At 71.6% G+C, this 24,692-nt stretch carries 22 protein-coding genes and 3 tRNA genes; 17 read left to right on the top strand and 8 right to left on the bottom strand.

Going from position 1 to position 24,692, the window contains the following annotated elements; genetic code table 11:
• Window positions 1-471 precede the first annotated feature (471 nt).
• The 3 genes from CP980_RS22790 to CP980_RS22780 are packed head-to-tail and all read left to right on the top strand — an operon-like array spanning window position 472 to window position 2,775.
• Entirely contained in the window at window positions 472-837 is a 366-nt protein-coding gene (locus tag CP980_RS22790; RefSeq protein WP_373312942.1) for a hypothetical protein, read from the top strand.
• On the top strand, window positions 834-2,096 hold the full coding sequence (locus CP980_RS22785; protein ID WP_150528959.1) for an RNase A-like domain-containing protein: 1,263 nt from the start codon (window positions 834-836) through the stop codon (window positions 2,094-2,096). The genes CP980_RS22790 and CP980_RS22785 overlap by 4 nt, the downstream gene beginning before the upstream one ends.
• A gap of 22 nt (window positions 2,097-2,118) precedes the next feature.
• On the top strand, window positions 2,119-2,775 hold the full coding sequence (locus tag CP980_RS22780) for a contact-dependent growth inhibition system immunity protein (protein WP_150528958.1): 657 nt from the start codon (window positions 2,119-2,121) through the stop codon (window positions 2,773-2,775).
• A gap of 703 nt (window positions 2,776-3,478) precedes the next feature.
• Here the strand turns inward: CP980_RS22780 and CP980_RS22775 are convergent.
• Window positions 3,479-3,874 carry a hypothetical protein gene (locus CP980_RS22775; RefSeq protein WP_229907232.1) on the bottom strand — a complete coding sequence of 132 codons (396 nt, stop codon included), beginning with the start codon at window positions 3,872-3,874 and terminating at the stop codon, window positions 3,479-3,481.
• Between the two features lie 8 nt (window positions 3,875-3,882).
• Between CP980_RS22775 and CP980_RS22770 the strand changes: the two genes are divergently transcribed.
• Together CP980_RS22770 and CP980_RS22765 are read left to right on the top strand one after the other, a co-directional pair.
• Window positions 3,883-4,329: a tyrosine-type recombinase/integrase gene (locus CP980_RS22770; protein ID WP_150528957.1), complete on the top strand. Its 447-nt coding sequence runs from the start codon at window positions 3,883-3,885 to the stop codon at window positions 4,327-4,329.
• A gap of 68 nt (window positions 4,330-4,397) precedes the next feature.
• A complete protein-coding gene (locus CP980_RS22765) occupies window positions 4,398-4,670 on the top strand; it encodes a tyrosine-type recombinase/integrase (RefSeq protein ID WP_167535871.1) in 273 nt (90 codons plus the stop codon).
• Window positions 4,671-5,297: 627 nt separating this feature from the next.
• On the opposite strand, the gene CP980_RS22755 is transcribed toward CP980_RS22765, so the two are convergent.
• The 3 genes from CP980_RS22755 to CP980_RS22745 all read right to left on the bottom strand — a co-directional run bounded on the left by CP980_RS22755 (window position 5,298) and on the right by CP980_RS22745 (window position 5,705).
• Window positions 5,298-5,371, bottom strand: a tRNA-Ile gene (locus CP980_RS22755).
• 183 nt (window positions 5,372-5,554) lie between these two features.
• A tRNA-Asn gene (locus CP980_RS22750) sits at window positions 5,555-5,627 on the bottom strand.
• 5 nt (window positions 5,628-5,632) lie between these two features.
• A tRNA-Asn gene (locus tag CP980_RS22745) sits at window positions 5,633-5,705 on the bottom strand.
• A gap of 146 nt (window positions 5,706-5,851) precedes the next feature.
• On the opposite strand from CP980_RS22745, the gene CP980_RS22740 reads away from it, so the two are divergent.
• The 4 genes from CP980_RS22740 (at window position 5,852) to CP980_RS22725 (ending at window position 11,549) form a co-directional block, all read left to right on the top strand.
• A complete protein-coding gene (locus CP980_RS22740) occupies window positions 5,852-6,154 on the top strand; it encodes a YtxH domain-containing protein (protein ID WP_132755394.1) in 303 nt (100 codons plus the stop codon).
• A gap of 73 nt (window positions 6,155-6,227) precedes the next feature.
• On the top strand, window positions 6,228-7,682 hold the full coding sequence (locus CP980_RS22735) for an FGGY family carbohydrate kinase (RefSeq protein ID WP_132755392.1): 1,455 nt from the start codon (window positions 6,228-6,230) through the stop codon (window positions 7,680-7,682).
• A gap of 214 nt (window positions 7,683-7,896) precedes the next feature.
• Window positions 7,897-9,630, top strand: a complete 1,734-nt coding sequence (locus tag CP980_RS22730; RefSeq protein ID WP_099892558.1) for an ABC transporter ATP-binding protein — start codon at window positions 7,897-7,899, stop codon at window positions 9,628-9,630.
• Window positions 9,627-11,549, top strand: a complete 1,923-nt coding sequence (locus CP980_RS22725) for an ABC transporter ATP-binding protein (protein WP_132755390.1) — start codon at window positions 9,627-9,629, stop codon at window positions 11,547-11,549. Before CP980_RS22730 ends, CP980_RS22725 begins: the two co-directional genes overlap by 4 nt.
• Before the next feature lie 72 nt (window positions 11,550-11,621).
• On the opposite strand, the gene CP980_RS22720 is transcribed toward CP980_RS22725, so the two are convergent.
• The 3 genes from CP980_RS22720 to CP980_RS22710 form a co-directional block, all read right to left on the bottom strand.
• The gene (locus tag CP980_RS22720) at window positions 11,622-12,767 is read right to left on the bottom strand and encodes an RNA polymerase sigma factor (protein WP_229907226.1); all 1,146 of its coding nucleotides are present in this window, start codon (window positions 12,765-12,767) and stop codon (window positions 11,622-11,624) included.
• A 297-nt stretch (window positions 12,768-13,064) separates the two neighbouring features.
• Window positions 13,065-13,859, bottom strand: coding sequence for a glucose 1-dehydrogenase (locus CP980_RS22715; RefSeq protein WP_132755388.1), 795 nt, complete (start codon window positions 13,857-13,859; stop codon window positions 13,065-13,067).
• A gap of 32 nt (window positions 13,860-13,891) precedes the next feature.
• Window positions 13,892-14,593: a SanA/YdcF family protein gene (locus tag CP980_RS22710; RefSeq protein ID WP_150528955.1), complete on the bottom strand. Its 702-nt coding sequence runs from the start codon at window positions 14,591-14,593 to the stop codon at window positions 13,892-13,894.
• Between the two features lie 330 nt (window positions 14,594-14,923).
• On the opposite strand from CP980_RS22710, the gene CP980_RS22705 reads away from it, so the two are divergent.
• The 4 genes from CP980_RS22705 to dnaG all read left to right on the top strand — a co-directional run bounded on the left by CP980_RS22705 (window position 14,924) and on the right by dnaG (window position 20,398).
• A complete protein-coding gene (locus CP980_RS22705; RefSeq protein ID WP_150528954.1) occupies window positions 14,924-15,661 on the top strand; it encodes a sirohydrochlorin chelatase in 738 nt (245 codons plus the stop codon).
• 65 nt (window positions 15,662-15,726) lie between these two features.
• Window positions 15,727-17,076: a deoxyguanosinetriphosphate triphosphohydrolase gene (locus CP980_RS22700; protein WP_373312943.1), complete on the top strand. Its 1,350-nt coding sequence runs from the start codon at window positions 15,727-15,729 to the stop codon at window positions 17,074-17,076.
• Window positions 17,077-17,169: 93 nt separating this feature from the next.
• Complete coding sequence (locus tag CP980_RS22695; protein WP_132755382.1) at window positions 17,170-18,444, top strand: NAD(P)/FAD-dependent oxidoreductase; 1,275 nt, start codon at window positions 17,170-17,172, stop codon at window positions 18,442-18,444.
• A 34-nt stretch (window positions 18,445-18,478) separates the two neighbouring features.
• Window positions 18,479-20,398 carry a DNA primase gene (dnaG, locus tag CP980_RS22690; RefSeq protein WP_123514567.1) on the top strand — a complete coding sequence of 640 codons (1,920 nt, stop codon included), beginning with the start codon at window positions 18,479-18,481 and terminating at the stop codon, window positions 20,396-20,398.
• A 48-nt stretch (window positions 20,399-20,446) separates the two neighbouring features.
• Here dnaG and CP980_RS22685 read toward each other — a convergent pair whose 3' ends face one another.
• Window positions 20,447-20,866: a gamma-glutamylcyclotransferase family protein gene (locus CP980_RS22685; protein WP_150528953.1), complete on the bottom strand. Its 420-nt coding sequence runs from the start codon at window positions 20,864-20,866 to the stop codon at window positions 20,447-20,449.
• 202 nt (window positions 20,867-21,068) lie between these two features.
• On the opposite strand from CP980_RS22685, the gene CP980_RS22680 reads away from it, so the two are divergent.
• The 4 genes from CP980_RS22680 (at window position 21,069) to CP980_RS22665 (ending at window position 24,665) form a co-directional block, all read left to right on the top strand.
• Window positions 21,069-21,779 carry a hypothetical protein gene (locus CP980_RS22680; RefSeq protein WP_189998965.1) on the top strand — a complete coding sequence of 237 codons (711 nt, stop codon included), beginning with the start codon at window positions 21,069-21,071 and terminating at the stop codon, window positions 21,777-21,779.
• A complete protein-coding gene (locus CP980_RS22675) occupies window positions 21,776-23,050 on the top strand; it encodes a sensor histidine kinase (protein WP_150528952.1) in 1,275 nt (424 codons plus the stop codon). Before CP980_RS22680 ends, CP980_RS22675 begins: the two co-directional genes overlap by 4 nt.
• A 240-nt stretch (window positions 23,051-23,290) precedes the next feature.
• A complete protein-coding gene (locus CP980_RS22670; protein WP_229907227.1) occupies window positions 23,291-23,833 on the top strand; it encodes a hypothetical protein in 543 nt (180 codons plus the stop codon).
• Between the two features lie 211 nt (window positions 23,834-24,044).
• Window positions 24,045-24,665, top strand: a complete 621-nt coding sequence (locus CP980_RS22665) for a class F sortase (RefSeq protein ID WP_150528951.1) — start codon at window positions 24,045-24,047, stop codon at window positions 24,663-24,665.
• The last annotated feature ends 27 nt before the right edge of the window (window positions 24,666-24,692 follow it).

Genomic DNA, 24,692 nt, shown 5'->3' with positions numbered 1-24,692 from the left:
CCTTGCGTCCCCCTGGACGTCTCCTGACGGTCCGCGTTGGACAGCCCCTGTAGGCGGCGTGACCAAAGGCAAGCCCCAGGCTTTCGCACAGCGGATCCCCCTCCAAAGCAAAGAGGCTCCGCCCGTGCTCTTTCGAGTACATCGACGGCATCTACAGCCCCCGCCGCATCGAGAAACGGCCCGACTTCCTCAGCCCGTTCGAGTTCGAGGAGCAGCACTACGCCAACCCGCCAACGGCCGAACAAGTGAACCTGAACCCGCCTCAACCCGCCCTGACCAGCTAGTCAGCCACTCCTACACAACGACCCCCTGGGTGCAGGCGCGCGAGATCAGGGGCAGATGGGCACAGGCGTGAATCGACGCCTGAGCAGGGCAAGTTGATCTTTGCTCACCCTTTACATTGTCCGCAGTTGCGAACGATCGGTCGTAGTTAGGGTCATATGACCGCAAGGGCAATGGGAGGGGATGCCGGTGGGGGACGAGGGCAAGATTCTCGACATCAAGACGGCCGATCTGAAGGCAACAGCGCCGGTGTTCCACGATCAGAGCGTGGCACTCGGCCAGGCCCTGGGCACGCTTGCCGCGTCGCTGGCGAAGGCGGGGGCGGCCTGGGGAGACGACGGCCCGGGCAAGGAGTTCAACGACAAGTACGGTCCGATCGTCGCCCAGATCGAGAAGTCCGCAGGCATCATCAAGGACGGTTTGGCGAGCATCCACACGGCGATGACCGACATGGCAGACGGCCACATAGAGAACGATGCCCTGGTCGGGGCCATGTTCCGCAAGGTCACCCCTGCTCCCCACGGGGGTCCCGACGCCCCAGACCACCAGCAGTGAGCACCGGTGACAAGGTCCGGGAGGTCGTCACCGACGTCACCGGAATCGAGTGGCCGGCCGCCAACGTCGGCAAGCTGCGCGACATCGCGAACGCCTGGCGGACGTTCGCCGACGACATGGAAGACGTCGCGGCAGCCGCCAACAAAGCCGCTCAGACACTGATTCACAACAACTCCGGCGAAGCCATCTCCGCCTTCGCCGATCCCTTCTGGGCCCGCTATTACCACGACAAGAAGGGGTGGCTCCAGGACCTCGTCGACGGCCCCCGCTCCCTGGCGGCCGGGATCGACCAGTACGCCGATGCCGTGGCTGACGCGAAGAAGAAGCTCGACCGCGAACTGGAGATCGCCGGCGCCGTCATCGTCGGCGGCACGGCCCTGGCGTTCTTCACCCTCGGCGCCACCGAGGTCGCCGCAGCGGCGGCCACCGCCACCATCGTCGAGCTGGCGACAACCGTGGGCGTGGCCCTCACTACCGAGGTCGCCACCATCGCCGGCACCGTCTTCGCGACTGCGGCCATCGCGGGCATCGAGTCCGTCACCATCGACCTCGCCGTCGCCCAACCGCTCAAGATAGCCGCAGGACTCCAGACCGGCTTCAACCTTGACGAGGCACAGGATGCCGGAGTCTACGGAGGCCTTACCGGCGGAGCCTTCGGCGGAGCCGGGAAGGCGTTCCAGCTCGCGAGGGAAGGCGGCGGCTGGACCAGCCTCTTGGGAGGTGTCCGTCTGCCGGGCTACACCCCGGAATTCGCGCTGCCCAGCGGGCTCGCGGTCGAGGCGGGGGATCTCGGCATGCTCCTTCGCGACGGAGAGCCGAACGCCTGGCCTCGGAGCAAGCGCAAGGGACCCGTCAATCCCAAGTACCGTGCCGATATCGCGGGCGACGAAGGAAGCAACGGCTCGCATACCATCGAGCGACACGTGGAGATGACGACGCGCGACCTGCGTGCGCGCCTCCGAAGCACCCCCGGAATGGGTGCGGCATCCAGATACATAGACGAGGCCTCGGCCCAGAGATTCACTGATGCCGCAATGCTGAAACACCAGAAGGAGATCGGCGAATGGCTCGCCAACCCCAAGAGAAAGAAGATGGACTTCTCTGAGCACTTCGACGAGGCAACCGGCATGAGTCTGACCCGGGAGAACTTCAAACGCGGAACCGCTGCACAATGGGTGAACGGAGTACAAGTGGTCCTGAAGCGTGATCCATCCGCTGCGAGCGGCTACCGAGTCCTCACTTCATATCCCATTCCCTAGCTCGAGAGTAAGGCATGAACAGGTGACACCGTCGAACGATCGCTTTCGTGAACTGCGCCAGCTGCTGCGCTCTTATGAAGTGACCGGCTACGCCTTCGATGACACTGAGGACCGTCGCGGAGCCGCACTCAGCGCCTACCTCAGGCAAGCCGCACTCGATCCCGCCCGCGCAGCCGAGGCGGCAGCAGAAATCGACGACCTCCTCAAGACCGGGCTGTTCAACGATTACATCGCGGATGACGTCGACCTCTTGCCCCACATCCACCCTCCCCACGGGAAGACGGTGGAGAGCTGTCTTGCCGTGATCGGCGGGCACCTCCGACAGTTCCTCGCGAAGCCGGAAACCCCCTCCCAGTCACCTCCTCAAACCGCATGGGAATGGAAAGAGCGTTTTCCCGAACTCTCACACCTGCTGGGAGCTTACTTCCATCAAGATTTCTCACTGGAGTATTCCTCGCACAGGGAGGCTCTGGACGACTACGCTTCGGACGCTTCAGAGAGTGACCTCCGGCAGGTGGCGCACGAGATTGACGAATTCCTGGCCCTCAACGAATCGGACAAATTGCTCAAGAATTCGGCGGCGACGCTTGGCCTTTCCATTCTCCCGCCACAGGGCGTGCGGCTGCGCCAATGGCTGGCGGATGTGCGGGAGATTGTTCTCCACAAGCCACAGGGATAAGTGGCGGATAGTCGGTACGGCTTGGCACTCGATTCCGGTTCGCCCGGCCGGAGGATCTTCCCGGCCTTGCCTTCCCGGCATCGCCTGCATGCCAGGTGCGCGAAGGATTCCCGCACCTGGCCTGCTCTGAGAGTGTGGAAATGTGGATCAGGGATCAGGCGCAGCAGCCGCCTCCGGCTGGAGGCGCTGGATCGGCTCGTAGGCGGAGCCACCCAGCAGCTCGGCCCGCAGACGGCCGATCGCCCCCGTGGGCTCCTCCTCCGTGGTCGCGCCCAGCGCCCCGCGGCGGGCGTGACCGAACGCGGCGTGGAGCTTGGCGACCTCGGGCCGCAGTGCCGTGTCGGTGACCAGGATTGCCGAGCGGCTCTGGCGGATCCTGAAGCCGCGGAGCCGCTTGGCTTCGTCCGCACCCGGGCCGGCTTCGATGGAGGTGACGCTTTCGGCGTACGCCTCGCGCAGGGGCCGTCCAGAGCGATCCCAAAGTGGCTACAACTGCGCTCGCCGAGCGCCTCGTAGTCGAAGCCGTCCCACTTCACGAACAGGCGCTTGCCTTGGCGAACGGTCAGACGGCGGCGGCTCGCACAGCGTCCGCAACCCCGAGAACCACTTCGCGCTCCCCGCTCAACGGCTGACCTCAGCCAGCAGCGCACTACGCGAGAGGTAAGGCAGGGCCGGATCGGAGGGCGGCCGGGGCGCCTCCCCGTCAGCGAAGCTCTTGCCCCGGGGCAAGTAGTCGATCCGCGATCCCAGAGCAGTCGGTGTCTCCGTTCGGCTCCACGGTCACCGGCGTCGCGCCGCCCTGCGAGCTGATGAGCCACGCCAACACCGGCTGAGTGAGCGGAGCACCGCCTTCGTCCTCCCAATGCGCCCGCCACCCACCACCGGGAACCACTCCCGCTATCCGGTGGACGCGCTCCAGATGAGAGAAGTCCTCGAAGTCCGTTACGGGCCTGAGCGCGCCTCGGTCTGGGTCCACGATGAGAGCAGCGCCGGTGGTGGGGTGCCATGCCTCGACACCACGCTGCCGACCCACCTCGGTTTCCGTGCCAGAAAAGAAGGCCATCCAGCCCGTCTCAGTGAAGTAGTCCACGCCAGCCATTCTCATAGATGTGCTCACGAGCATGTCGCTCGCTCCCCACCGGGCAGGGGCACGACGCCAAGGGCCGGCGTAAGAACTGCAAGAAGGCCCAGGACTCCAGGTACTACCCCGCAGACTCCGGGATCGAGAAGGACAGCAAGCGGCAGCAGCTCAAGAAGGGCGGGTTCGCCACGGCCGACGAGGCCGAGCGCGAGCTGAGCACGGTCCTCGCCCGGATCAGTGAGGGCAGCTACACCCACGACGACGGGCAGACCGTCGAGCAGTGGCTCAGGAAGTGGATGGAGCTCAAGGAGCGGGCGGGCCGGCGCCCGACGACGCTCTGCTCGTACCGGCACCACATCGACGACTACCTCGTGCCACACCTCGGCCGCATACGCCTGCGCGACCTGCGGCCCTCGCACGTCGACAAGCTGCTCGCCGAGGTCAACGACGGGAGGCGGAGACGGCGACCGTAGGCCAGATTCACGCGACGCTGCGCAGCGCCCTGACGACTGCGGTGAAGGAGCAGCTCATCATCTTCAACATGGCGAAGAACGTCGAGCTGCCGACCTCTCAGCGCCCCAAGGTCATCCCGTGGGAGCCAGCCGAGTTCGGCGCCTTCCTCGACCGCATCGGCACGCACCGCCTCGGCGCCCTCTTCGAGGTGATCGCCGGAACGGGCCTGCGCCGCGGCGAGGCGTGGGGGCTCCGATGGGACGACGTCGACTTCGCCCGGCGGGTGATCGTCGTGCGGCAGCAGATCGTGCAGGTGTCCGGGCTCAAGAAGCGGGACATGGCTCCCGTGGCGGGTCCGTAATGCCAAGGGGGCACATCGGTCTGATGTTCTCCCGGCCCAAGACGGCGAGCGACGAGGATCGGATCATCGACCTCGACGAGCTGACCGGCGGCGCGCTCCTGAGTCACAAGCTGCGGCAGGAGGAGGAGCGCCGCAAGTGGAAGTTGGCGTACCGGGACCACGGGCTCGTGTTCGCCCATGAGGACGGCGACGCCCTGCGCCCTGATCACGTCTCCACGCTCTTCGGTGGGCTGATCGACGCCGCCCGCTTCGAGGACGACGCGCACCTGCTCGACGGGGAGGGCCGGCGGCCGCGACGGGTGGGGCTGCACGACCTGCGGGACGGGCAGGCTTCGCTGACGCTCGCCGCCGGGGTCGACTTGGCGAGCGTGTCGAAGCGCCTCGGGCACTCCACGGTGACGATCACCACAGACCTGTACCCACACCTGCTGGGCGGGGTGGGGCGCGACGCGGCCGAGAGGGCGGCTTCCCCCGTGCCGCGCCGGCGGCGCGAGCAGGTCCATCCGGGGGACTCTCGTCCCGGGTCGTTCCCAGCCAAAGGCGTGAGCTCAGCTCGCCTGCTGGCGCGGCAGCCCCTGAAAACGCCAAAGCCGCAGGTGAGATCGTTTCTTCACCTGCGGCTCGCAGTGGGGCGGGTGGGACTCGAACCCACGGCCGACGGATTATGAGTCCGCTGCTCTAACCGGCTGAGCTACCGCCCCTTCACGGCGTGGCGCGTACATGTGTGCGCGCCGTCTGCCGCAGCATAGCCGCTCATACGATCTCCTGCCTCGGATGCCCCGCATGATCGGCTTCGCTGCTGAGGGAGACCGTTCTGAGGGCTGCCCGGTTCCAGAACCAGGGCAAAAAGAAAGAGGACCCGCGTGAGGTCCTCTTCTTCGATGCTCCCCCGACTGGACTCGAACCAGTAACCTGCCGGTTAACAGCCGGCTGCTCTGCCAATTGAGCTACAGGGGACTGCGCTCCCCCGACTGGACTCGAACCAGTAACCTGCCGGTTAACAGCCGGCTGCTCTGCCAATTGAGCTACAGGGGATTGCTGCGGTGCACCGAACAGCCCACCTCCGGCCTAGCCGGAGGGGCGAGCGCCCGTTGCGAGTCATAGATTAGCGCAAGCAGGGGGGTGCTCCGCCAATCGGTATCGCCAGCAGGCCGGGCACCACACGACGAAGGGTGGCAGGCATGCGGTACAAGGTCACGTTCGTGGTCGGACTGGCCCTCGGGTACGTCCTCGGAACCCGCGCGGGGCGCGAGCGTTACGAGCAGCTGAAGAAGTCCGCGCGTGGGATCGCGCAGAACCCGGCGGTGCGCAACGCCGCCGAGAGCGCCGGGCACACCGGGCGCGAGTACGCCGGGAAGGCCTTCGCCGCCGTGAGCGACAAGGTGGGCGACGCGATGCCCTCCTCCCTGGCCGGGCGGGTACGGGGCATGCGCGACCGCGCCGGCGGCGGCGCCGAGGACGAGTGGGGCACCAGCAACACCTGAGCCTCGGGAACAGGGCGGGATCCGGCGCCTCCGGGCGGCGGATCCCGCCTCCGCGTGCGGCAGAATTCTCCGCATGGGGATAGTCGCCGGGCTGGACAGCTCTTCCGCCTTCACTCGCATCGTCGTCTGTGACACCGACACGGGTGCCGTGCTGCGCCAGGGGTACGCCCCCCATCCGCAGCCCGCGGGTGATCCCGAGAGCCTCCACCCCCACGAGACCGACCCGCAGGCCTGGCTGCTCTCCCTCGGCGAGGCCGCCGGCGGCGGGCTCCTCGAAGGCGTCCAGGCCATCGGCGTCTCCGCGCAGCAGCACGGACTGCTGCCGCTGGACCAGCAGGGCGCCCTCGTACGTCCGGCCCTGATCGGCAACGACAAGCGCGGCCAGGTCGCCGCCGCCGACCTGATCGAGGCGCTCGGCGGCCGGCAGGCCTGGGCCGAGGCCGTCGGGTCCGTCCCGCACTCCGCGCAGCCGGTGGCGAAGCTGGCCTGGCTGGCCCGCACCGAGCCGGAGGCGGCGCGCCGGGTGGCCGTGCTGATGTCCGCGCACGACTGGCTGGTGTGGCAGCTGCTGGGCCGGCCGGCCCGGCGGACCACCGACCGGGGCGGCGCCTCGGGTACCGGGTACTGGTCGCCGGCCACCGGTTCGTACCGCCCCGATCTGGTGGAACTGGCGCTCGGGCACATGGCGCTGCTGCCCGAGGTGCTCGGGCCGGCCGAGGCCGCCGGGATGACGCCGGAGGGGCTGCTGATCTCCGCGGGCACCGGGGAGACCATGGCCGCCGCGCTCGGGCTGGGCCTCGGCCCCGGCGACGCGGTGGTCTCGCTGGGTGCTTCCGGCTCGGTGATGGCCGTGCACCACGAGGCGCTGTCGGAGCCGGGCGGGCTGATCACCTCGCTGGCCGACGCCAGCGGCATGCACCTGCCGGTGGTGAACACCTCCAACGCGGTACGGGCGCTGCGCGGCACCGCCGAGCTGCTCGGCACCGATCTGGAGGGGCTGTCGGAGCTCGCGCTGAAGTCGACGCCGGGTGCGCACGGCCTCGTACTCCTGCCGTACCTGGAGGGTGAGCGGACGCCGAACCTGCCGCACACCGCCGGGACCCTGTCCGGGCTGCGGCGGGACTCGATGAAGCCGGAGCACCTGGCGCGGGCCGCGTTCGAGGGCATGCTGTGCGGGCTGGTCGACGCGCTGGACGTGCTGCGCACGCGCGGGGTGGAGATCCGCCGGGTGTTCCTGCTGGGCGCGGCGGCCGAGCTGCCCGCCGTACAGGCCGCGGCTCCGGGGCTGTTCGGGACGCAGGTCGTCGTACCGGCGCCGGCCGACTACGCGGCGCTGGGCGCGGCGCGCCAGGCGGCGTGGGCGCTCGGGGTGCAGCAGGGCACGCTGGCCGCGCACACCCCGCCGGTGTGGCCGGGTCCGGCGGCGCAGGTCTTCGAGCCGGGCGAGGAGTACCCGGCGTGGCAGGCGGTGCGCCAGCAGTACATCGCGACGCGGGAGCAGATCCACCCGGGGGCCTTCCAGGGCTGAGCCCCGGGTCCGCCCGGGCACCGCCGGGGCACCGTTCGGCCACCGCCGGGGCACCGTTCAGGCGTCGCTCGGTCGACCGGCCTACTGCCGCTGGAGTAGGCGCGGCGGCCGGTCTACTCCTTTTGACCGGCCTTTGCGAAAACCGGTGGGGATCGGCCTCGCGGTGGCCGAAGATGGAGTGAACCCCCTCGATCTTGCCGACCGGAGCCTGCGCGTGCTCATACGACTTCTGCGGACCCATCTGGGTCCGTACCGGAAACCGATCGCCCTGCTGGTCCTGCTGCAACTGCTGCAGACCAGTGCGAGCCTCTACCTGCCCACGCTCAACGCCGACATCATCGACAACGGTGTCGTCAGCGGTGACACCGGCTACATCCTGCGCTTCGGCGCCCTGATGCTCGGCGTCTCCCTCGTCCAGCTCGTGTGCAACATCGGCGCCGTCTACTTCGGCGCCCGTACCGCGGCCGCCGTCGGTCGCGACATCCGCGCCTCGGTCTTCGACCGGGTGCAGAGCTTCTCCGCGCGCGAGCTCGGCCAGTTCGGCGCGCCCTCGCTGATCACGCGCACGACGAACGACGTGCAGCAGATCCAGATGCTGGTCCTGATGACCTTCACGCTGATGGTCTCGGCCCCGATCATGTGCATCGGCGGCATCGGCATGGCCCTCTCGCTGGACGTGAAGCTGTCGGGCGTGCTGCTGGCCGTGGTGCCCGTCCTCGGCCTGTCGGTCGGCGCGATCGTCTTCAGGACGCGGCCGCTGTTCCGGAAGATGCAGGTCCGCCTGGACACCGTGAACCGGGTGCTGCGCGAGCAGATCACCGGCAACCGCGTCATCCGCGCCTTCGTCCGCGACGACTACGAGAAGGACCGGTTCCGGGAGGCCAACGCCGACCTCACCGGCGTCTCGCTGGCGGCCGGCAAGCTGCTCGCGCTGATGTTCCCCACCGTCATAGTGGTCGTGAACATCTCCAGCGTCGCCGTCATCTGGTTCGGCGCGATGCGCATCGACAGCGGCGGCATGGAGATCGGCCAGCTGACGGCCTTCCTCGCCTACCTCATGCAGATCGTCATGTCCGTGATGATGGCCACCTTCATGTTCATGATGGTGCCGCGCGCCGAGGTCTGCGCCGAGCGCGTCCAGGAGGTCCTGGACACCGAGTCCAGCGTGGTCCCGCCCGTGGACCCCGTACGCAAGCTGCTGGCCCGCGGTCAGCTGGAGCTGCGCGGCGCCGACTTCCGCTACCCGGGCGCCGAGGCGCCGGTCCTGCGCGGGGTGGACCTGGTGGCCCGCCCCGGCGAGACCACCGCGGTCATCGGCTCCACGGGCAGCGGCAAGTCCACGCTGCTGGGCCTGGTCCCGCGGCTGTTCGACGCGACCGGCGGCGATGTGCTGGTCGACGGCGAGGACGTACGCCGTCTCGACCCGGAGCTGCTGGCCAAGACGGTCGGCATGGTGCCGCAGAAGCCGTACCTCTTCTCCGGAACCGTCGCCTCCAACCTGCGGTACGGGCGTCCCGACGCCACCGACGAGGAGCTGTGGCACGCACTGGAGGTGGCGCAGGCCCGGGGGTTCGTCTCCGAGCTGGAGGGCGGCCTGGACGCGCCCATCACCCAGGGCGGAACCAATGTCTCCGGCGGCCAGCGCCAGCGTCTGGCCATCGCCCGCACCCTGGTGCAGCGCCCGGAGATCTACCTCTTCGACGATTCCTTCTCCGCCCTCGACTACGCGACGGACGCGGCGCTGCGCGCGGCGCTCGCCCGTGAGACGGAGGAGGCGACGGTGGTCATCGTGGCGCAGCGGGTCTCCACGATCCGCGACGCCGACCGGATCATCGTGCTGGACGAGGGCCAGGTCGTGGGCGAGGGACGCCATCACGAGCTGATGGCCGACAACGAGACCTACCGGGAGATCGTGCTCTCCCAGCTGACGGAGGCGGAGGCCGCATGAGCGGGCCCGGAGGACGGATGATGATGGGGCCGGCCGAGCGGTCCATGGATTTCAAGGGCTCGGGCAAACGGCTGCTGGGCCAGATCGCGCAGGACCGGGTCAAGCTGTGGGGCATGGTCGCCGCCGTCGTCGGCAGCGTCGGCTGCTCGGTCGTCGGCCCGAAGATCCTGGGGCGGGCGACCGACCTCGTGTTCGCGGGGATCATCGGACGGCAGATGCCGGCCGGGATCACCAAGGAGCAGGCCCTGGACGGGCTGCGCGCCAAGGGCGAGGGCGGGATGGCGGACATGCTGTCCGGCACCGACTTCACCCCGGGCGAGGGCATCGACTTCGGCGCCGTCGGCGCCGTGGCGATCTGGGCGCTGGTGGTCTTCACCCTCGCCGGCCTGCTGATGCTGGTCGCGACGCGGCTGTCGAACCACATCATGAACGGCACCGTGTACCGGCTGCGCGAGGAGCTCCAGGGCAAGCTCTCGCGGCTTCCGCTGTCGTACTTCGACCGGCAGAAGCGCGGTGAGGTGCTGAGCCGGGCCACGAACGACATAGACAACATCGGGCAGACGCTCCAGCAGACGATGGGGCAGCTGCTCAACTCGCTGCTGACGATCGTCGGCGTGCTGGCGATGATGTTCTGGATCTCCCCGCTGCTGGCGCTGGTCGCGCTGGTGACGATCCCGGTGTCGGTGGTCGTCGCGGCGAAGATCGGCAAGAAGTCGCAGCCGCAGTTCGTCGCGCAGTGGAAGTCGACGGGCGCGCTCAACGCGCACATCGAGGAGATGTACTCGGGCCACACGCTGGTCAAGGTCTTCGGCCGGCAGAAGGAGTCCGCGGCGGTCTTCGCCGAGCAGAACGAGGCGCTGTACCGGGCCTCGTTCAAGGCGCAGCTGGTCAGCGGCATCATGCAGCCGGTGATGTTCTTCATCTCGAACATCAACTACGTGCTGGTGGCGGTCGTCGGCGGCCTGCGGGTGGCCTCGGGCAGCCTGTCGATCGGTGACGTGCAGGCCTTCATCCAGTACTCGCGCCAGTTCTCGATGCCGCTGACGCAGGTCGCGTCGATGGCGAACCTGGTGCAGTCCGGCGTGGCCTCGGCGGAGCGGGTGTACGAGCTGCTCGACGCGCAGGAGCAGGAGCCGGACGCCGAGGTTCCGGAGCGTCCGGAGCGGGTCCGCGGCCAGGTCACCCTCGACAAGGTGGCCTTCCGCTACGAGCCGGACAAGCCGCTGATCGAGAACCTGTCGCTGACGGTCGAGCCCGGCCACACGGTCGCGATCGTCGGCCCGACGGGCGCCGGCAAGACCACGCTGGTGAACCTGCTGATGCGCTTCTACGAGGTCACCGGCGGCGAGATCGCCCTGGACGGGGTGGACATCGCCAAGATGACCCGCGAGGAACTGCGCGGCGCCATCGGCATGGTGCTCCAGGACACGTGGCTGTTCGGCGGGACCATCGCGGAGAACATCGCGTACGGCGCGGCCCGCGAGGTCACGCGCGCCGAGGTCGAGGAAGCCGCCCGGGCCGCGCACGCGGACCGGTTCATCCGCACCCTGCCGGACGGCTACGACACCGTGCTGGACGACGAGGGCGCGGGCGTCAGCGCCGGAGAGAAGCAGCTGATCACCATCGCCCGGGCGTTCCTCTCGGATCCGGTGATCCTGGTCCTCGACGAGGCGACGAGCTCGGTGGACACCCGTACCGAGGTGCTGATCCAGAAGGCGATGGCGCGCCTGGCGCACGGCCGTACGTCCTTCGTGATCGCGCACCGGCTGTCCACGATCCGCGACGCCGACGTGATCCTGGTGATGGAGAACGGCTCGATCGTCGAGCAGGGCACGCACGAGGAGCTGCTGGAGTCGCAGGGCGCGTACGCACGCCTGTACGCGGCCCAGTTCGCGCAGGCGGTGGCCGAGGTCGACTAGCGTCGAGGTCTCGGCTTGGCGTGGGGGTGCCCTCCGGAGGGGGGCACCCCTCCTCCGTGTCAGTCTGCGTAGTCAGTCCAGGTAGCCGCGTAGCTGGTCGGCGAAGGCGTGGTCGCGGAGCTTGTTGAGCGTCTTGGACTCGATCTGCCGGATCCGCTCGCGGGTCACGCCGAAGATCCGCCCGATCTCCTCCAGGGTGCGGGGCCTGCCGTCGGCCAGGCCGTAGCGCAGCTGCACGACCTTGCGCTCGCGCTCGCCGAGGGTGGACAGCACGGCTTCCAGGTGCTCGCGCAGGAGGAAGAAGGCGGCGGACTCCATGGGCGATGCGGCGTCCCCGTCCTCGATGAGGTCGCCGAGGGCCACGTCGTCCTCCTCGCCGACCGGCGCGTGGAGCGAGACCGGCTCCTGGGCGAGGCGCAGCACCTCCAGGACCCGCTCGGGGGTCAGTTCCAGGTGGACGGCGACCTCTTCGGCGGTGGGCTCGTAGCCGCGCTCCTGGAGCATGCGGCGCTGGACGCGCACGACGCGGTTGATCAGTTCGACGACGTGGACGGGCACGCGGATGGTGCGGGCCTGGTCGGCGAGGGCCCGCGACATCGCCTGCCGGATCCACCAGGTGGCGTAGGTGGAGAACTTGTAGCCGCGGGCGTAGTCGAACTTCTCGACGGCGCGGATGAGTCCGAGGTTCCCCTCCTGGACGAGGTCGAGCATGGTGAGCCCGCGGCCCACGTAGCGCTTGGCGACGGAGACGACGAGCCTCAGGTTCGACTCGATGAGGCGCCTCTTGGCCATCCGGCCCATCACGACCAGCTTGTCGAGGTCGAGGGCGAGCCGCAGGTCGAGGTCGGGGGTGTTGCCCAGCTTCTCCTCGGCGAACAGGCCGGCTTCGACGCGTCGCGCGAGTTCGACCTCCTCGGCGGCGGAGAGCAGCGGGATCCTGCCTATCTCGCGCAGGTACTGGCGGAACAGGTCGGCGGAAGGGCCGGCTCCGCCGGTGTCGGGGCGCCGGCGCGGCTCGGGCGCCTGCTCGATGAGCTCCAGTACCTCCGGCTCTTCGGGCTCCTCGTCCACGGCTTCGACCTCGGGCTCATCAGCCACTGTGGCCTCGGTGTCTTGGACGGGCGGGCTCACGTTGACGGTCAGGATCCGGGTCTGCACGGGGGCGACCTCCAGGGCTCCGAGGACGGGGGCACCGCACTTCAGTGTGGGGTACGACACATCGCTGCCACGAGGGGCGTGCGAGCACTTTCTGAGTCCGGTGCGTGACCGGATGGTTACCCGCCGCCGGGAACCCCGATGCGGACCGGACGCATGTCCGAGGAGTTCGATGCCGCGCAAACGCCCCCGGGGCCCTGGGCCGGGGGCGCTCGCGCCGGTGGACGGCGACCGGAGGCGACCGGAGGTGCCTGGGGTGGCCTGCGGTCAGGCCGGCTCGACGCGGACCGCGCACACGAGGGTGTTGGCGCGGGCGCCGTCACCCGGTGGGGACCGTGCAGGAGCCGCGGCGGACCGGTACTACCGCCCCGCGGGGTTCGGTATCGGCGGGCCCGCCGTCCAGCCGCCGTCCACGGCCAGTTCGGCGCCGGTCATGTACGCGGCGGCGTCGGAGAGGAGGAAGGCGACGGCCGCGGCCGTCTCCTCCGGGGAGCCGACGCGGCCCAGCGGGGCGCCGGGGAAGCGGCCCTCGCCGGGCTGGATCCCGATCGGGGCGGTCATCGGGGTCAGCGTCATGCCCGGGTGCACCGAATTGACGCGGATCCCCGCTTCGGCGAGCTCGACCGCACCGATCTTCGACAGGCCGCGCACGCCCCACTTGGAGGCCCCGTACCCGGCGGTGAGTGCCAGGCCCATGAGCCCGGCCGCCGAGGAGATGTTGACGACGGAGCCGCCGCCGTTCGCCCGCAGCAGCGGTATCGCCGTCTTGATGCCGATGAAGGTGCCGACCAGGTTGATCTCGACGACCCGCCGGAAGTGCTCCACGCTCTCGTGCTCCAGGAGCTGCCCGGTGGCTATGCCGGCGTTGTTCACCAGGCCGTCGATCCGTCCGAACTCGGCCACCGCGTGGTCGAGGGCGGCCTGCCAGTCGGCCTCGCTCGTGACGTCGTGCCGCAGGAACCGCGCCGCGCCGCCCAGCTCCTCGGCCGTCGAGGCGCCCTCCGCCTCCAGCACGTCCGTGATCAGCACGCTTCCGCCTCCGTCCACGACGGCCCTCGCGGCCGCCGCGCCCAGCCCGCGCGCTCCCCCGGTGATGACGACGGTCTTTCCGGTCAGATCCACAACAGCCACGGTGCACACCCCTGACGAAGCCATATGACTAATCGGCATACCCGGCCGACGGGGCGTCAGTCTGCCAGAGCCGCCAGAACCCGCGACACCCCCTGCTCCTTCGGTCCCAGGAACCGCGGCTCCGGCTTGAAGGCCGCGTCCAGCGCCGCCTTGCCGGCCGCGAAGACCTCGCGCGTGCCGCCGTAGTACCAGGTCGCGTCGTGCTGGTCGTCCACCCCGACCCCGTACGCGTCCAGACCCGCCGCACCGCACAGCGCGACGGCCCGGCGTATGTGGAAGCCCTGGCTGATCAGCACCGCCCGCTTCACCCCGAAGATCTCCTTGGCCCGGACGCAGGAGTCCCAGGTGTCGAACCCGGCGTAGTCGCTGACGACCCGGTCCCCCGGCACCCCGTGGGCCGTCAGGTAGGTCCGCATGGCGTCGGGCTCGTCGTACTCGGTGCGGCTGTTGTCCCCGGTGACGAGCACGACCTTGACCTTGCCCGTGCGGTACAGCTCCACCGCCGCGTCGAGCCGTCTGGCCAGATACGGGGTCGGCCGCCCGTCCCACAGCCCCGCCCCGAACACCACCGCCACCTCGGCGGCCGGCGCGTCGGCCGTGCTCCGCAGCCGGTCCGCGGCCGCCGCGTGCGTCCAGGCCGAGGGCAGCAGGAAGAGCACGCACCCGGCCACCACAGCCTGGACGGCCCGGCGCCGCCCCGCCACCGTGCGCGTCCAGCCCGGCAACGGCTTCGGCTTCCACTTCGGATTGCGCTTCATGGTCGATCCCCCCGTCGCACCACACCCCGTTCGCACACATTGACGATCTCCGCCCGCGCCCCAGTTCCCCGCCCCACGCCTTTCACTCGTACGAATGAGCGGGTGAGCTCCCGGTAAACACCCGTCATCCCTGCGCAACGCCCACGACATCTGCGGCCCGCAGGATCGGTCCATGACGGAGCTGGTGCACCCTCCCGAGTCCCTGTCCCTCCCCTTTCCCCCCGCCACCGCCACGGAGCTGCTGACCCGGATCACCAGCCAACTCGGCACGCAGCTCAGCGGATTGCGTCCCTGGCGCCCGGCGGCGGGCCGGCCCGACGGAGCCCCCGCATGCAGCCCACCCTCGTCGCCGTCGCCCACGGCAGCCGCGACCCCCGCGCCCTCCCCGCCGCGATGGCCCTCCTCGACCGGATCCGCGAGCTCCGCCCCCGCCTCGACGTCCGCCTCGGCCACGTCGAGCTGAGCCGGCCGTTGCTCGGTGAGGCACTCCGCGACGCGGCCGGCGCGGCCGTGCTCGTCCCGCTGCTCCTCGGCCGCGGCCACCACGTCAAGCGGGACCTCCCCGCGTCCGCCGCCCACGCCGCCCACCTGGACACCCGCGTCGCCGCCCCGCTCGGCCCGCACCCGCTGCTGGTCGAGGCCCTGTACGAGCGGCTCCTGGAGGCCGGCTGGGCCCCCGGCGCGGGCTCCGCCGTCGTCCTCGCCGCCGCCGGCTCCCGCGACCCCGACGCGGCGGCCGACACCCGCCGCACCGCCGCCCTGCTCCGCGAACGCCTCGGCGGCGCACCCGTCGTAGCGGCCTACGCCTCCGCCGCCGCCCCCACCGTCCCCGACGCCGTCCGCGCCCTCGCCGCCCGAGGCCACCACCGGATCGCGGTGGCCTCGTACTTCACCGCCCCCGGCCGCTTCGCCGCCCAGTGCGCCGCCGCCGCGCCCGGCCCCGCGGCCGCCCCGCTCGGCGACCACCCGGCCCTGGCCCGCCTCGTACTCCACCGCTACGACGAGGCCCTGGCCCGGTGGCGCACCTCCCTGCCCGCCGGGGCACCCCTGAAACTGGCCACCGCGTAAAGACCCCGCCCGCGCGGATTGCTCGGATTGGTCGCATTGTCGGTGTTCCCGGTTACCGTCTGAGCATGGAAGGCATGGAACGCACCGGCACCGCACCCGCCCCCCACCCCGACCCGGACGCCCCCGGCGCCCCGTACGACGCGTCCGACACCGAGCGCTGGGCCGCCGAGCCCGACAAACGGCCCGGCCGGACCGCCTTCCAGCGCGACCGGGCCCGCGTGCTGCACTCCGCCGCGCTGCGCCGCCTCGCCGGGAAGACCCAGGTGGTCACCCCCGGCAGCCGCTCGTACGACTGGGACGCCAGCCCCCGCACCCGCCTGACGCACTCGCTGGAGTGCGCCCAGGTCGGCCGCGAGCTCGGCGCCGCCCTCGGCTGCGATCCCGACCTCGTCGAGGCCGCCTGCCTCTCGCACGACATGGGCCACCCGCCCTTCGGCCACAACGGCGAGGAGGCGCTGAACGAGTTCGCCAAGGACTGCGGCGGCTTCGAGGGCAACGCCCAGTCGCTGCGCCTGCTGACCCGCCTGGAGCCGAAGCGGTTCGTGCCCGACCCGGCCACCGGCGAGCTCGTCAGCGTCGGCCTCAACCTCACCCGGGCCTGCCTGGACGCCGCCACCAAGTACCCCTGGGCCCGCGGCGGTCACCCCACCGATCCCGACTCGGTCAAGTTCGGTGCGTACGAGGACGACCTGCCGGTCTTCGAGTGGCTGCGGCGCGGCGCGCCCGCCGACCGCAAGTGCTTCGAGGCCCAGGTGATGGACTGGTCGGACGACGTCGCCTACTCCGTCCACGACTTCGAGGACGGGCTGCACGCCGGGCACCTCGACCCCAACCTCCTCTTCGCCGAGCCCGAGCGCACCGCCATCTGGCGGGTCGCGATCGGCCGGTACGTGCCGGCCGACACCGAGCCCGAGGAGCTGCGGGCCGCCCTCGACCGGCTGATGGAGCAGGAGTGGTGGCCCCACGGGTACGACGGGTCGGCCGTCGCCCAGGCCCGCCTCAAGGACGCCACCAGCCAGCTGATCGGCCGGTTCTGCCTGGCCGCCGAGGGCGCCACCCGCGAGGCCTACGGCTCCGGCCGGCTGACGCGCTACGCGGCCGAGCTGGTCGTCCCGCGCGAGGCGCGCAACGAGTGCGCGGTCCTCAAGGCGGTGGCCGACCTCTACGTGATGCAGCGGGACGAGCAGGAGCGGCTCCGCGCCGACCAGCGCATCGTCCTGGCCGAACTCGCCGAGGCCCTCAGCGCCCGCGCCCCCGAGGGGCTGGACCCGCAGTTCCGGGCGATCTTCGATGCCGCGCCCGACGACAGGGCCCGCAAACGGGCGGTCATCGACCAGATCGCGGCGCTCACGGACGCCTCCGCGCGCTCCTTGCACGCCCGGCTCGCACGGCGCGCGCGCCGTGCGGTCGGGTGAGCCGATCGGGCCATTCCCCCTTCACGCGGCAGGCTCGGTGCGGGACGCTCGCATGTGGTCGCATGTGGCGGAGAGGTTATGAGGAGGCATCAGGTGGTCGACGCACACCGGACATTCGTCATCGTCGGCGCAGGGCTCGCCGGGGCCAAGGCGGCGGAGACGCTGAGGTCCGAGGGGTTCACGGGGCGGGTGATCCTGGTCGGCGACGAGCGCGACCACCCCTACGAACGGCCCCCGCTCTCCAAGGGGTACCTGCAGGGCAAGGAGGAGCGCGACAGCGTCTTCGTCCACGAGCCGTCCTGGTACGCGAAGGCCGACATCGAGCTGCACCTCGGCCAGCCCGCGGTCCAGCTGGACCGGGAGGCCGGCAAGATCGTCCTCGGTGACGGCACGGCGCTGCACTACGACAAGCTGCTGCTGGCCACCGGGGCCGAACCGCGCCGCCTGGACATCCCCGGCACGGAACTGGTCGGGGTGCACCACCTGCGCCGGCTCGCGCACGCCGAGCGGCTGAAGGGCGTCCTGGCCACCCTCGGCCGGGACAACGGCCACCTGCTGATCGCGGGCGCCGGGTGGATCGGCCTGGAGGTGGCCGCCGCGGCCCGGGGGTACGGGGCCGAGGTCACGGTGGTCGAGCCGCTGGCCACCCCGCTGCACGCGGTGCTGGGGCCGGAGATCGGCCGGCTGTTCGGCGACCTGCACGCGGAGCACGGGGTCCGCTTCCACTTCGGGGCGCGGCTCACCGAGATCGTCGGGCACGACGGCATGGTGCTCGCGGCCCGCACCGACGACGGGGAGGAGCATCCGGCGCACGCCGTGCTCGCGGCGATCGGGGCGGCGCCCCGGACGGCGCTCGCCGAGACCTCCGGGCTGGCCCTGGTCGACCGGCAGCACGGCGGCGGCATCGCCGTGGACGCCTCGCTGCGCACCAGTGATCCGAACGTGTTCGCCGTCGGCGACGTGGCCGCGGCGCACCACCCGCTGCTCGGGACCCGGCTGCGGGTCGAGCACTGGGCGAACGCCCTCAACGGGGGCCCGGCCGCGGCGCGGGCGATGCTGGGCCAGGAGGTGTCGTACGACCGGGTGCCGTACTTCTTCTCCGACCAGTACGACGTGGGCCTGGAGTACTCGGGGTACGCCCCGGCGGGCGGCTACGACCAGGTGCTGATCCGCGGCGACGTGGCCAAGCGGGAGTTCATCGCGTTCTGGCTGTCGGAGGGGCGGGTGCTGGCCGGGATGAACGTGAATGTGTGGGATGTCACCGAGCACATCCAGGCCCTGATCCGGTCGAAGACCCCGGTCAACCGCGAGGCCCTGGCGGACCCGTCGGTTCCGCTGGACTCCCTGGTGGGGGCGGAGGGGGCCTGACGGGTTTGCCGGTGCCCGGCCGTAGACTTCACGGGTGGCAGGACGGATCAACGACGACGATGTGAAGGCGGTACGGGACGCGGTCCCGATCGACGCCGTGGTCTCCGACTACCTCCAGCTGCGCAACGCGGGCGGCGGCAACCTCAAGGGCCTCTGCCCCTTCCACGACGAGAAGTCCCCGTCCTTCCAGGTCAGCCCCAGCAAGGGTCTCTACCACTGCTTCGGCTGCCAGGCGGGCGGGGACACCCTCGACTTCATCATGAAGATCGACCACCTCTCCTTCTCGGAGGCGGTCGAGCGCCTGGCGGGCCAGGCCGGCATCACCCTGCGGTACGAGGAGGGCGGCTACACCGCCGGCACCAGCGGCCGCGGCGAGCGCATCCGCCTGGTCGAGGCCCACAAGGCCGCCGCGCAGTTCTACGTGGAGCAGCTGGGCGGCGCCGAGGCCGAGATCGGCCGCAGGTTCCTCGCGGAGCGCGGCTTCGACCAGGCCGCGGCCGAGCACTTCAGCGTCGGGTACAGCCCGGCCGGCTGGGACCACCTGACCCGCTTCCTGCGCGGCAAGGGCTTCAGCGACAAGGAGCTGATCACCTCCGGCCTGGCCCAGGACAGCCGCAGCGGCAAGCCCATCGACCGCTTCCGCGGCCGCCTGATGTGGCCGATCCGGGACATCAGCGGCGAGGTGGTCGGCTTCGGCGCGCGCAAGCTGCGCGACGACGACAACGGGCCGAAGTACCTGAACACCCCCGAGACGGCGATCTACAAGAAGTCCCAGGTCCTGTACGGCATCGACCTGGCGAAGAAGGAGATCGCGAAGACCTCTCGGGCCGTGGTGGTCGAGGGCTACACGGACGTGATGGCCTGCCACATGGCCGGGGTCACCACCGCGATCGCGACCTGCGGCACCGCCTTCGGCGGCGACCACATCAAGATCCTGCGCCGCCTGCTGATGGACAACGCGACGGCCGAGGTGATCTTCACCTTCGACGGGGACGCGGCCGGCCAGAAGGCCGCGCTCCGCGCCTTCGAGGACGACCAGAAGTTCGCCGCCGAAACCTCCATCACCATCGCCCCCGGCGGCATGGACCCCTGCGACCTGCGCCTGGCACAGGGGGACGCGGCCGTGGCCGGTCTGGTGGAGGCCCGTACCCCGCTGTTCGAGTTCGCCCTGCGGCACATCGTGGCCCGGCACAACCTGGAGAACCCGGCGGGCCGGGCGGCCGCGCTCGACGAGGCGGCCCCGGTCGTCGCCAACATCAAGAACATCGCGATCCAGCACGAGTCGGCGGTCCAGCTCGCCGGGATGCTCGGCATCCGCGACGAGCAGTTCGTCGTCAAGCGGGTCGCGCAGCTGGCGCGCTGGGCGCGGGAACGGGGCGGCCAGGGCGGCGGGCAGCAGCAGGGCCGCGGCCGGCCGTCGCAGGCGTCCCCGTACGAGGCGGCCCCGGCGCCGAGCGCCCCCACCGGCGGCGGACCGGCGCTGAACCTGCGCAGCCCCGCGCACCGCACCGAGCGCGAGCTGCTCAAACTGGCGCTCCAGCGCCCGGCGCTGGTCTCGCCGGCCTTCGACGCGTACGGGGTCGACGAGTTCACCGCCCCGCCCTACGCGGCGGTCCGCGAGGCCATCCAGGCCGCGGGCGGTGCCTCCCTGGGCACCGACGACTACCTGGCCCGGGTACGCGACGCGGCGCCGAACGACACCGTCCGCGCGCTGGTCACGGAGCTCGCGGTCGAGGCCATCCACGCCAAGACGGTGGACGAGGTGTACGCGGGGGTCCAGCTGGTCCAGGTCCGGCTGCGCGCGGTCGACCGCCGGGTCCACGAGATCCAGGGCACGATGTCGCGCCTGGGCACCCAGGCCCCGCCGGAGCAGCTGGCGGCGGTCCAGGAGGAGCTCTGGGTGCTCCAGCAGTACGGGCAGCGCCTGCGCAACCGCGGCGCCGAGGGCCTGTAGCCCGGTACCGCCGGACGCCCGGCCACGCCGGACTGCCCGCGCAGGGGACTACCTCCGCCCGAACCAGTCGCCGCCCGGTATCTCGGTGCCGGACTCGCGCAGCCTGCGGGCCAGCAGCGGGGCCGCCAGGTAGACCCAGGCGGCGGTCCGGGTGCCGTCCGGGCGGACCGCGTCCCGGCGGACCCGGTCGTAGACGTTCAACGGCCGGTCGGGGCCGTGGTACTCCTCCAGCCGGTCCAGTTCGGCCAGCAGCCTCCCGTACGCGCCGGGGGCCGCGGTGACCAGCTCGCCGACGACCTCCGATCCGGGGTGCGGGACGGCGTACGGGTAGCCGGGGCCGTCGTACAGGAGCGCGTCCGGGAGCCGGGCGGGCTCCTCGGCCGCCGTGCGGCCCCGCAGGAACAGGTCGTGGTTGACCTCCCCCGGGCGCAGGGTCCCGTACACGAAGAAGGGGAGTTCGGCGGTCATCCGGTCACCGGCCCGTTGAACCGATCGGCTGATGTCACGGGGCCCTCCCTCGGGTACGGCGGACAGCACGCGGTCCAGGACTTTGGTCCCGATTCTGCCTGCGCCCCTCCACCGTACGCACCGCTGTTACACAACCTCCCGGTGCCCGTGATCGTCGCCCGCTACGGTCGGTTCGTCCCTCCTCACACCCATTTGGCTCCTCATGACGCGACCCGCCCGCCCCCTCGCCGCCGCCCTCCTGTGCGCCCTGATCTGCGCGCTCGCCGTCGGCGGCTGCTCCGCGCCCGGAGGGCTGGGCGTCGGGGAGCCCGCGCCGCCCGTGTCGGCCCAGCCGCGGCCCGAATCGCTCTGGCCGCTGTGGACCGACCACTCCGTCTCCGGCCCCGGGAAACCGGTCGGCACCCGGGAGCCCCGGCCACAGCCACTGAAGGACGCACCCGAGGTGGGGGCGGGCGGGCTGCCCGCGGTGAGCGTGCGGGACGTCGTACGCGCCGACAAGTCGATGAAGCCGTTCCTGGCGAAGGGCTGGATCGACGCGCCCGGCAAGGTCGGCATACGCCCGCCCCTCTACCGCGACCTCACGGGCGACGGGGCCCAGGACCTGATCGTCGCCGCCGACGCGGAGACCGGGCGCACCGCGCTGACCGTGTACACCGCCGAGGGGACCCGGATCGTCCCCGTCCTCTTCACCGTCGGCCGGAGGCTGGCCGCCGAGACCATCGGCGGCGACCTGCTGCTGCGCACCGCCGCCGACGACGGCTCCGAACAGGCCGTCCGCTACCACTGGGACGGCGAGCGGATGCGGGTCGTCAGCGACGAGCGGCGCTACAGCAAGTCCCTCCCGGGCTGCGACAGCGAGCAGGCCGGCCCGCAGCCGAAGCGCACCGACCGGTACGGCCGGGTGTGCGAATGAGGCCCGCCCTGATCCGCTGCCGACACCTCCTGCGGGCCCTCGGCCTGCGCTGGAAGATCTCGATCCTGCTCGCGGCCGGCTGCTCGCTGGTCGCCGTGACCATCGGCGTACTGATCCACCAGGCGCGGGCCCAGCAGGTGGGCGACGCGGCCCGGGAGAGCGCGCTGGCCCAGCTGATCCGCGTGCGCCAGGTGTACGAGCTCACCGGGCGGCTGGACGACGACAAGGTCGGCGAGGCCGACGCGTGGATCGACTGCCCGCGGCTGCCGGAGCCGCTGCGCCGGGCGGCGCTGGCGGGCCGGCGCACCACCTACCTCGACCTGACCGGGCCGGATCCGGCGGTGTGGGCGGCGCGCCCGGTCGGCGGCGACCACGTGCTGTCCGTACGGCGCCCGCTCGGCGGCGAGCAGGCCGAACTGGTCGAGCTGGACCGGCAACTGGTGGCCTCCGGGGCCGGGGTCGTGACGCTCGCGGCGATCGGCGGCGCGCTGATGGCGAGCCGGCTGAGCAAGGAGCTGCGGACGGCGGCCGAGACGGCCCGCCGGATCAGCGAGGGCGAACTGGACGCGCGGATCGGGACGTCGGGCGTGCCGGGGAGCCGGAACGAGGTCGCCGAGCTGTCCTCGGCGGTCGACACGATGGCGGCCAGCCTCCAGCAGCGGCTGGAGGCGGAGCAGCGGTTCACGGCGGACGTGGCGCACGAGCTGCGGACCCCGCTGACGGGGCTGCACACCGCGGCCGAGCTGCTGCCGGCCGGGCGGCCGACGGAGTTGGTGCGGGACCGGGTCGCGGCGCTGCGCACGCTCACCGAGGACCTGCTGGAGGTGGCGCGGCTGGACGCGCGCCGGGAGGAGGCGCAGTTGGGGGCGCACGCCCTGGGTCCGCTGGTGGCGACGATCACGCGGCGGTCGGGAGTGGCGGCGCAGGTGGTCGGCGCGGACAACGCCGAGATGGTCCGCACCGATGCCCGGCGGCTGGAGCGGATCCTGATGAACCTGCTGGTCAACGCCGGTCGCCACGGCGGGGGGCCGGTCACGGTGACGGTGTGCGCGAACGCGGTGACGGTACGGGACCACGGCCCGGGCTTCCCGGTGAAGCTGCTGCGGGACGGGCCTCAGCGGTTCCTGACGGGCGCCGCCGAGCGGGGCCAGGGGACGGGGCTGGGCCTGACGATCGCGTTCGGCCAGGCGCAGGTGATCGGGGCGCGGGTGACGCTGTCGAACCCGGCTCCGGCGGGCGCGGCGGCGACGGTGACGCTGCCCGCGGTGTGAGCGGGGCCGGGCGGGGGTGAGCGGGGCCGGGCGGGGGCCGGGCAGGGGTCGCGGGGTTCGCCCGCCGGGTCGTCCGGGCCGGCCTCACCCGTACGGCGTGATACGCCCCGATGGCCGAACCGAGGGCCATGACCTGCGGAAACGGCGGCCACCCAGGGATACCTGACGGATCATCAGCAGGCGCGAGGCGACCGGGCCGGGTTTGCTCGGGACCACGACCCCGTGTCTCCAGGAGCCCCCATGCGCCGACGCACCGCCCACGTGCTCACCGCCACCGCGCTGACCGCCGTAGCCTTCACGGGCCCGGTCGCCGGGGCGGTCGCCGCCGCGGAGCTCGGTACGACGGGCTTCGCGCCCGGCGACTTCGCGAAGCTGGAAATCTGGCCGAAAACCGCCGCTCCCGGGGCGAGCATCACCGTGAACACCACCGCCTGCGGCGTCGGCGGCCACGCCGACGGGGACGCCACCACGGTCGGCGGCGGCCGCTTCAAATTGATCCCCGGCACCCATAAAGAGGTGGTCATCGGGCAGTTCCAAATCGCCCGCGGCATTCGCCCGGGCACATACAGCATTGGCGCGACCTGCGCCGACGGCAAATACGCCACCGGCGATCTCGTCGTCACCGAACGCGGCCCCAAGGGCCATGTCCGTACCGGGGTGGGTGGCGGGACGACCACCACCGTCGACCCCACCAAGATCACGGCGGGAGCGGTCGTGCTGGCCGCGGCCGCCGTCGGCGGTACCTGGCTCCTGCGTCGCCGGGCGAGCGGCACGCGGAGCTGACGGACGCCCACCGCGGCTGCTGCCGCGGTCCGACCGGTACCGTCCCCCGTCGCCCGCCCCGTGAGGTCCCCCCCGTTCGCGGGGCCGGGCGACGGCCTGCCGTCACACCGCGCGCCGCCGCGCGCAGAGCCGTCGTACGCGAGGCCGCCGCGCGGAACCGCGAGGGCCGCCACACGGAGCAGGGACCGGAACACACCGCCAGGGGGCACCCATGGGCAGAGGCCAGGCCGGCCGCGTCGGGCTCGTCGCGCTCGCCGCCTGCGTCGGCATCTGGCTCGTCGGCAGCGGCTCCGACGTCCCGACCGGGCCCCCGCTGCCCTCCCCCGCCGAGGCGCTGGGCACGCGGGCGCACTACCCCGGCAGCATCGACCCGCTCCCCGGATCCCCGCCGAACCGGATCCGGATCCCCTCCATCCGGGTGGACGCCCCGCTGACCGGTCTCGGACTCGGCCCCGACGGGAGCATCGAGGTGCCGCCGCCCGCCCGCCGCGACCTGGCGGGCTGGTACCGGGACGGCACCACCCCCGGCGCGGTCGGCACCGCCGTCGTCGTGGGCCACGTGGACCACTCGACCGGCCCCGCCGTCTTCTACCACCTGGGCGCGCTGCACCGCGGGGCGGCGATCGAGATAACGCGCGCGGACGGACGTACCGCCGTGTTCACCGTCCACGCGGTCGAGGTGTACGAAGCCGACCGTTTCCCCGACTCCCGCGTGTACGGCCCCTCGCCGCGCGCCGAGCTCCGGGTGATCACCTGCGGCGGCGGCTTCTCGCCCCGGACCGGCTACCAGGGCAACGTGGTCGTCTTCGCCCACCTCACCGGCACGTACTGAGGGGTGTCCCGCCGGTCGGTCCCGCCG

The organism is Streptomyces vinaceus (assembly GCF_008704935.1).
GTDB classification, from domain to species: domain Bacteria; phylum Actinomycetota; class Actinomycetes; order Streptomycetales; family Streptomycetaceae; genus Streptomyces; species Streptomyces vinaceus.
Note: the sequence above shows the minus strand (reverse complement) of the source record. Positions and strands in the feature narration are given on the sequence as shown.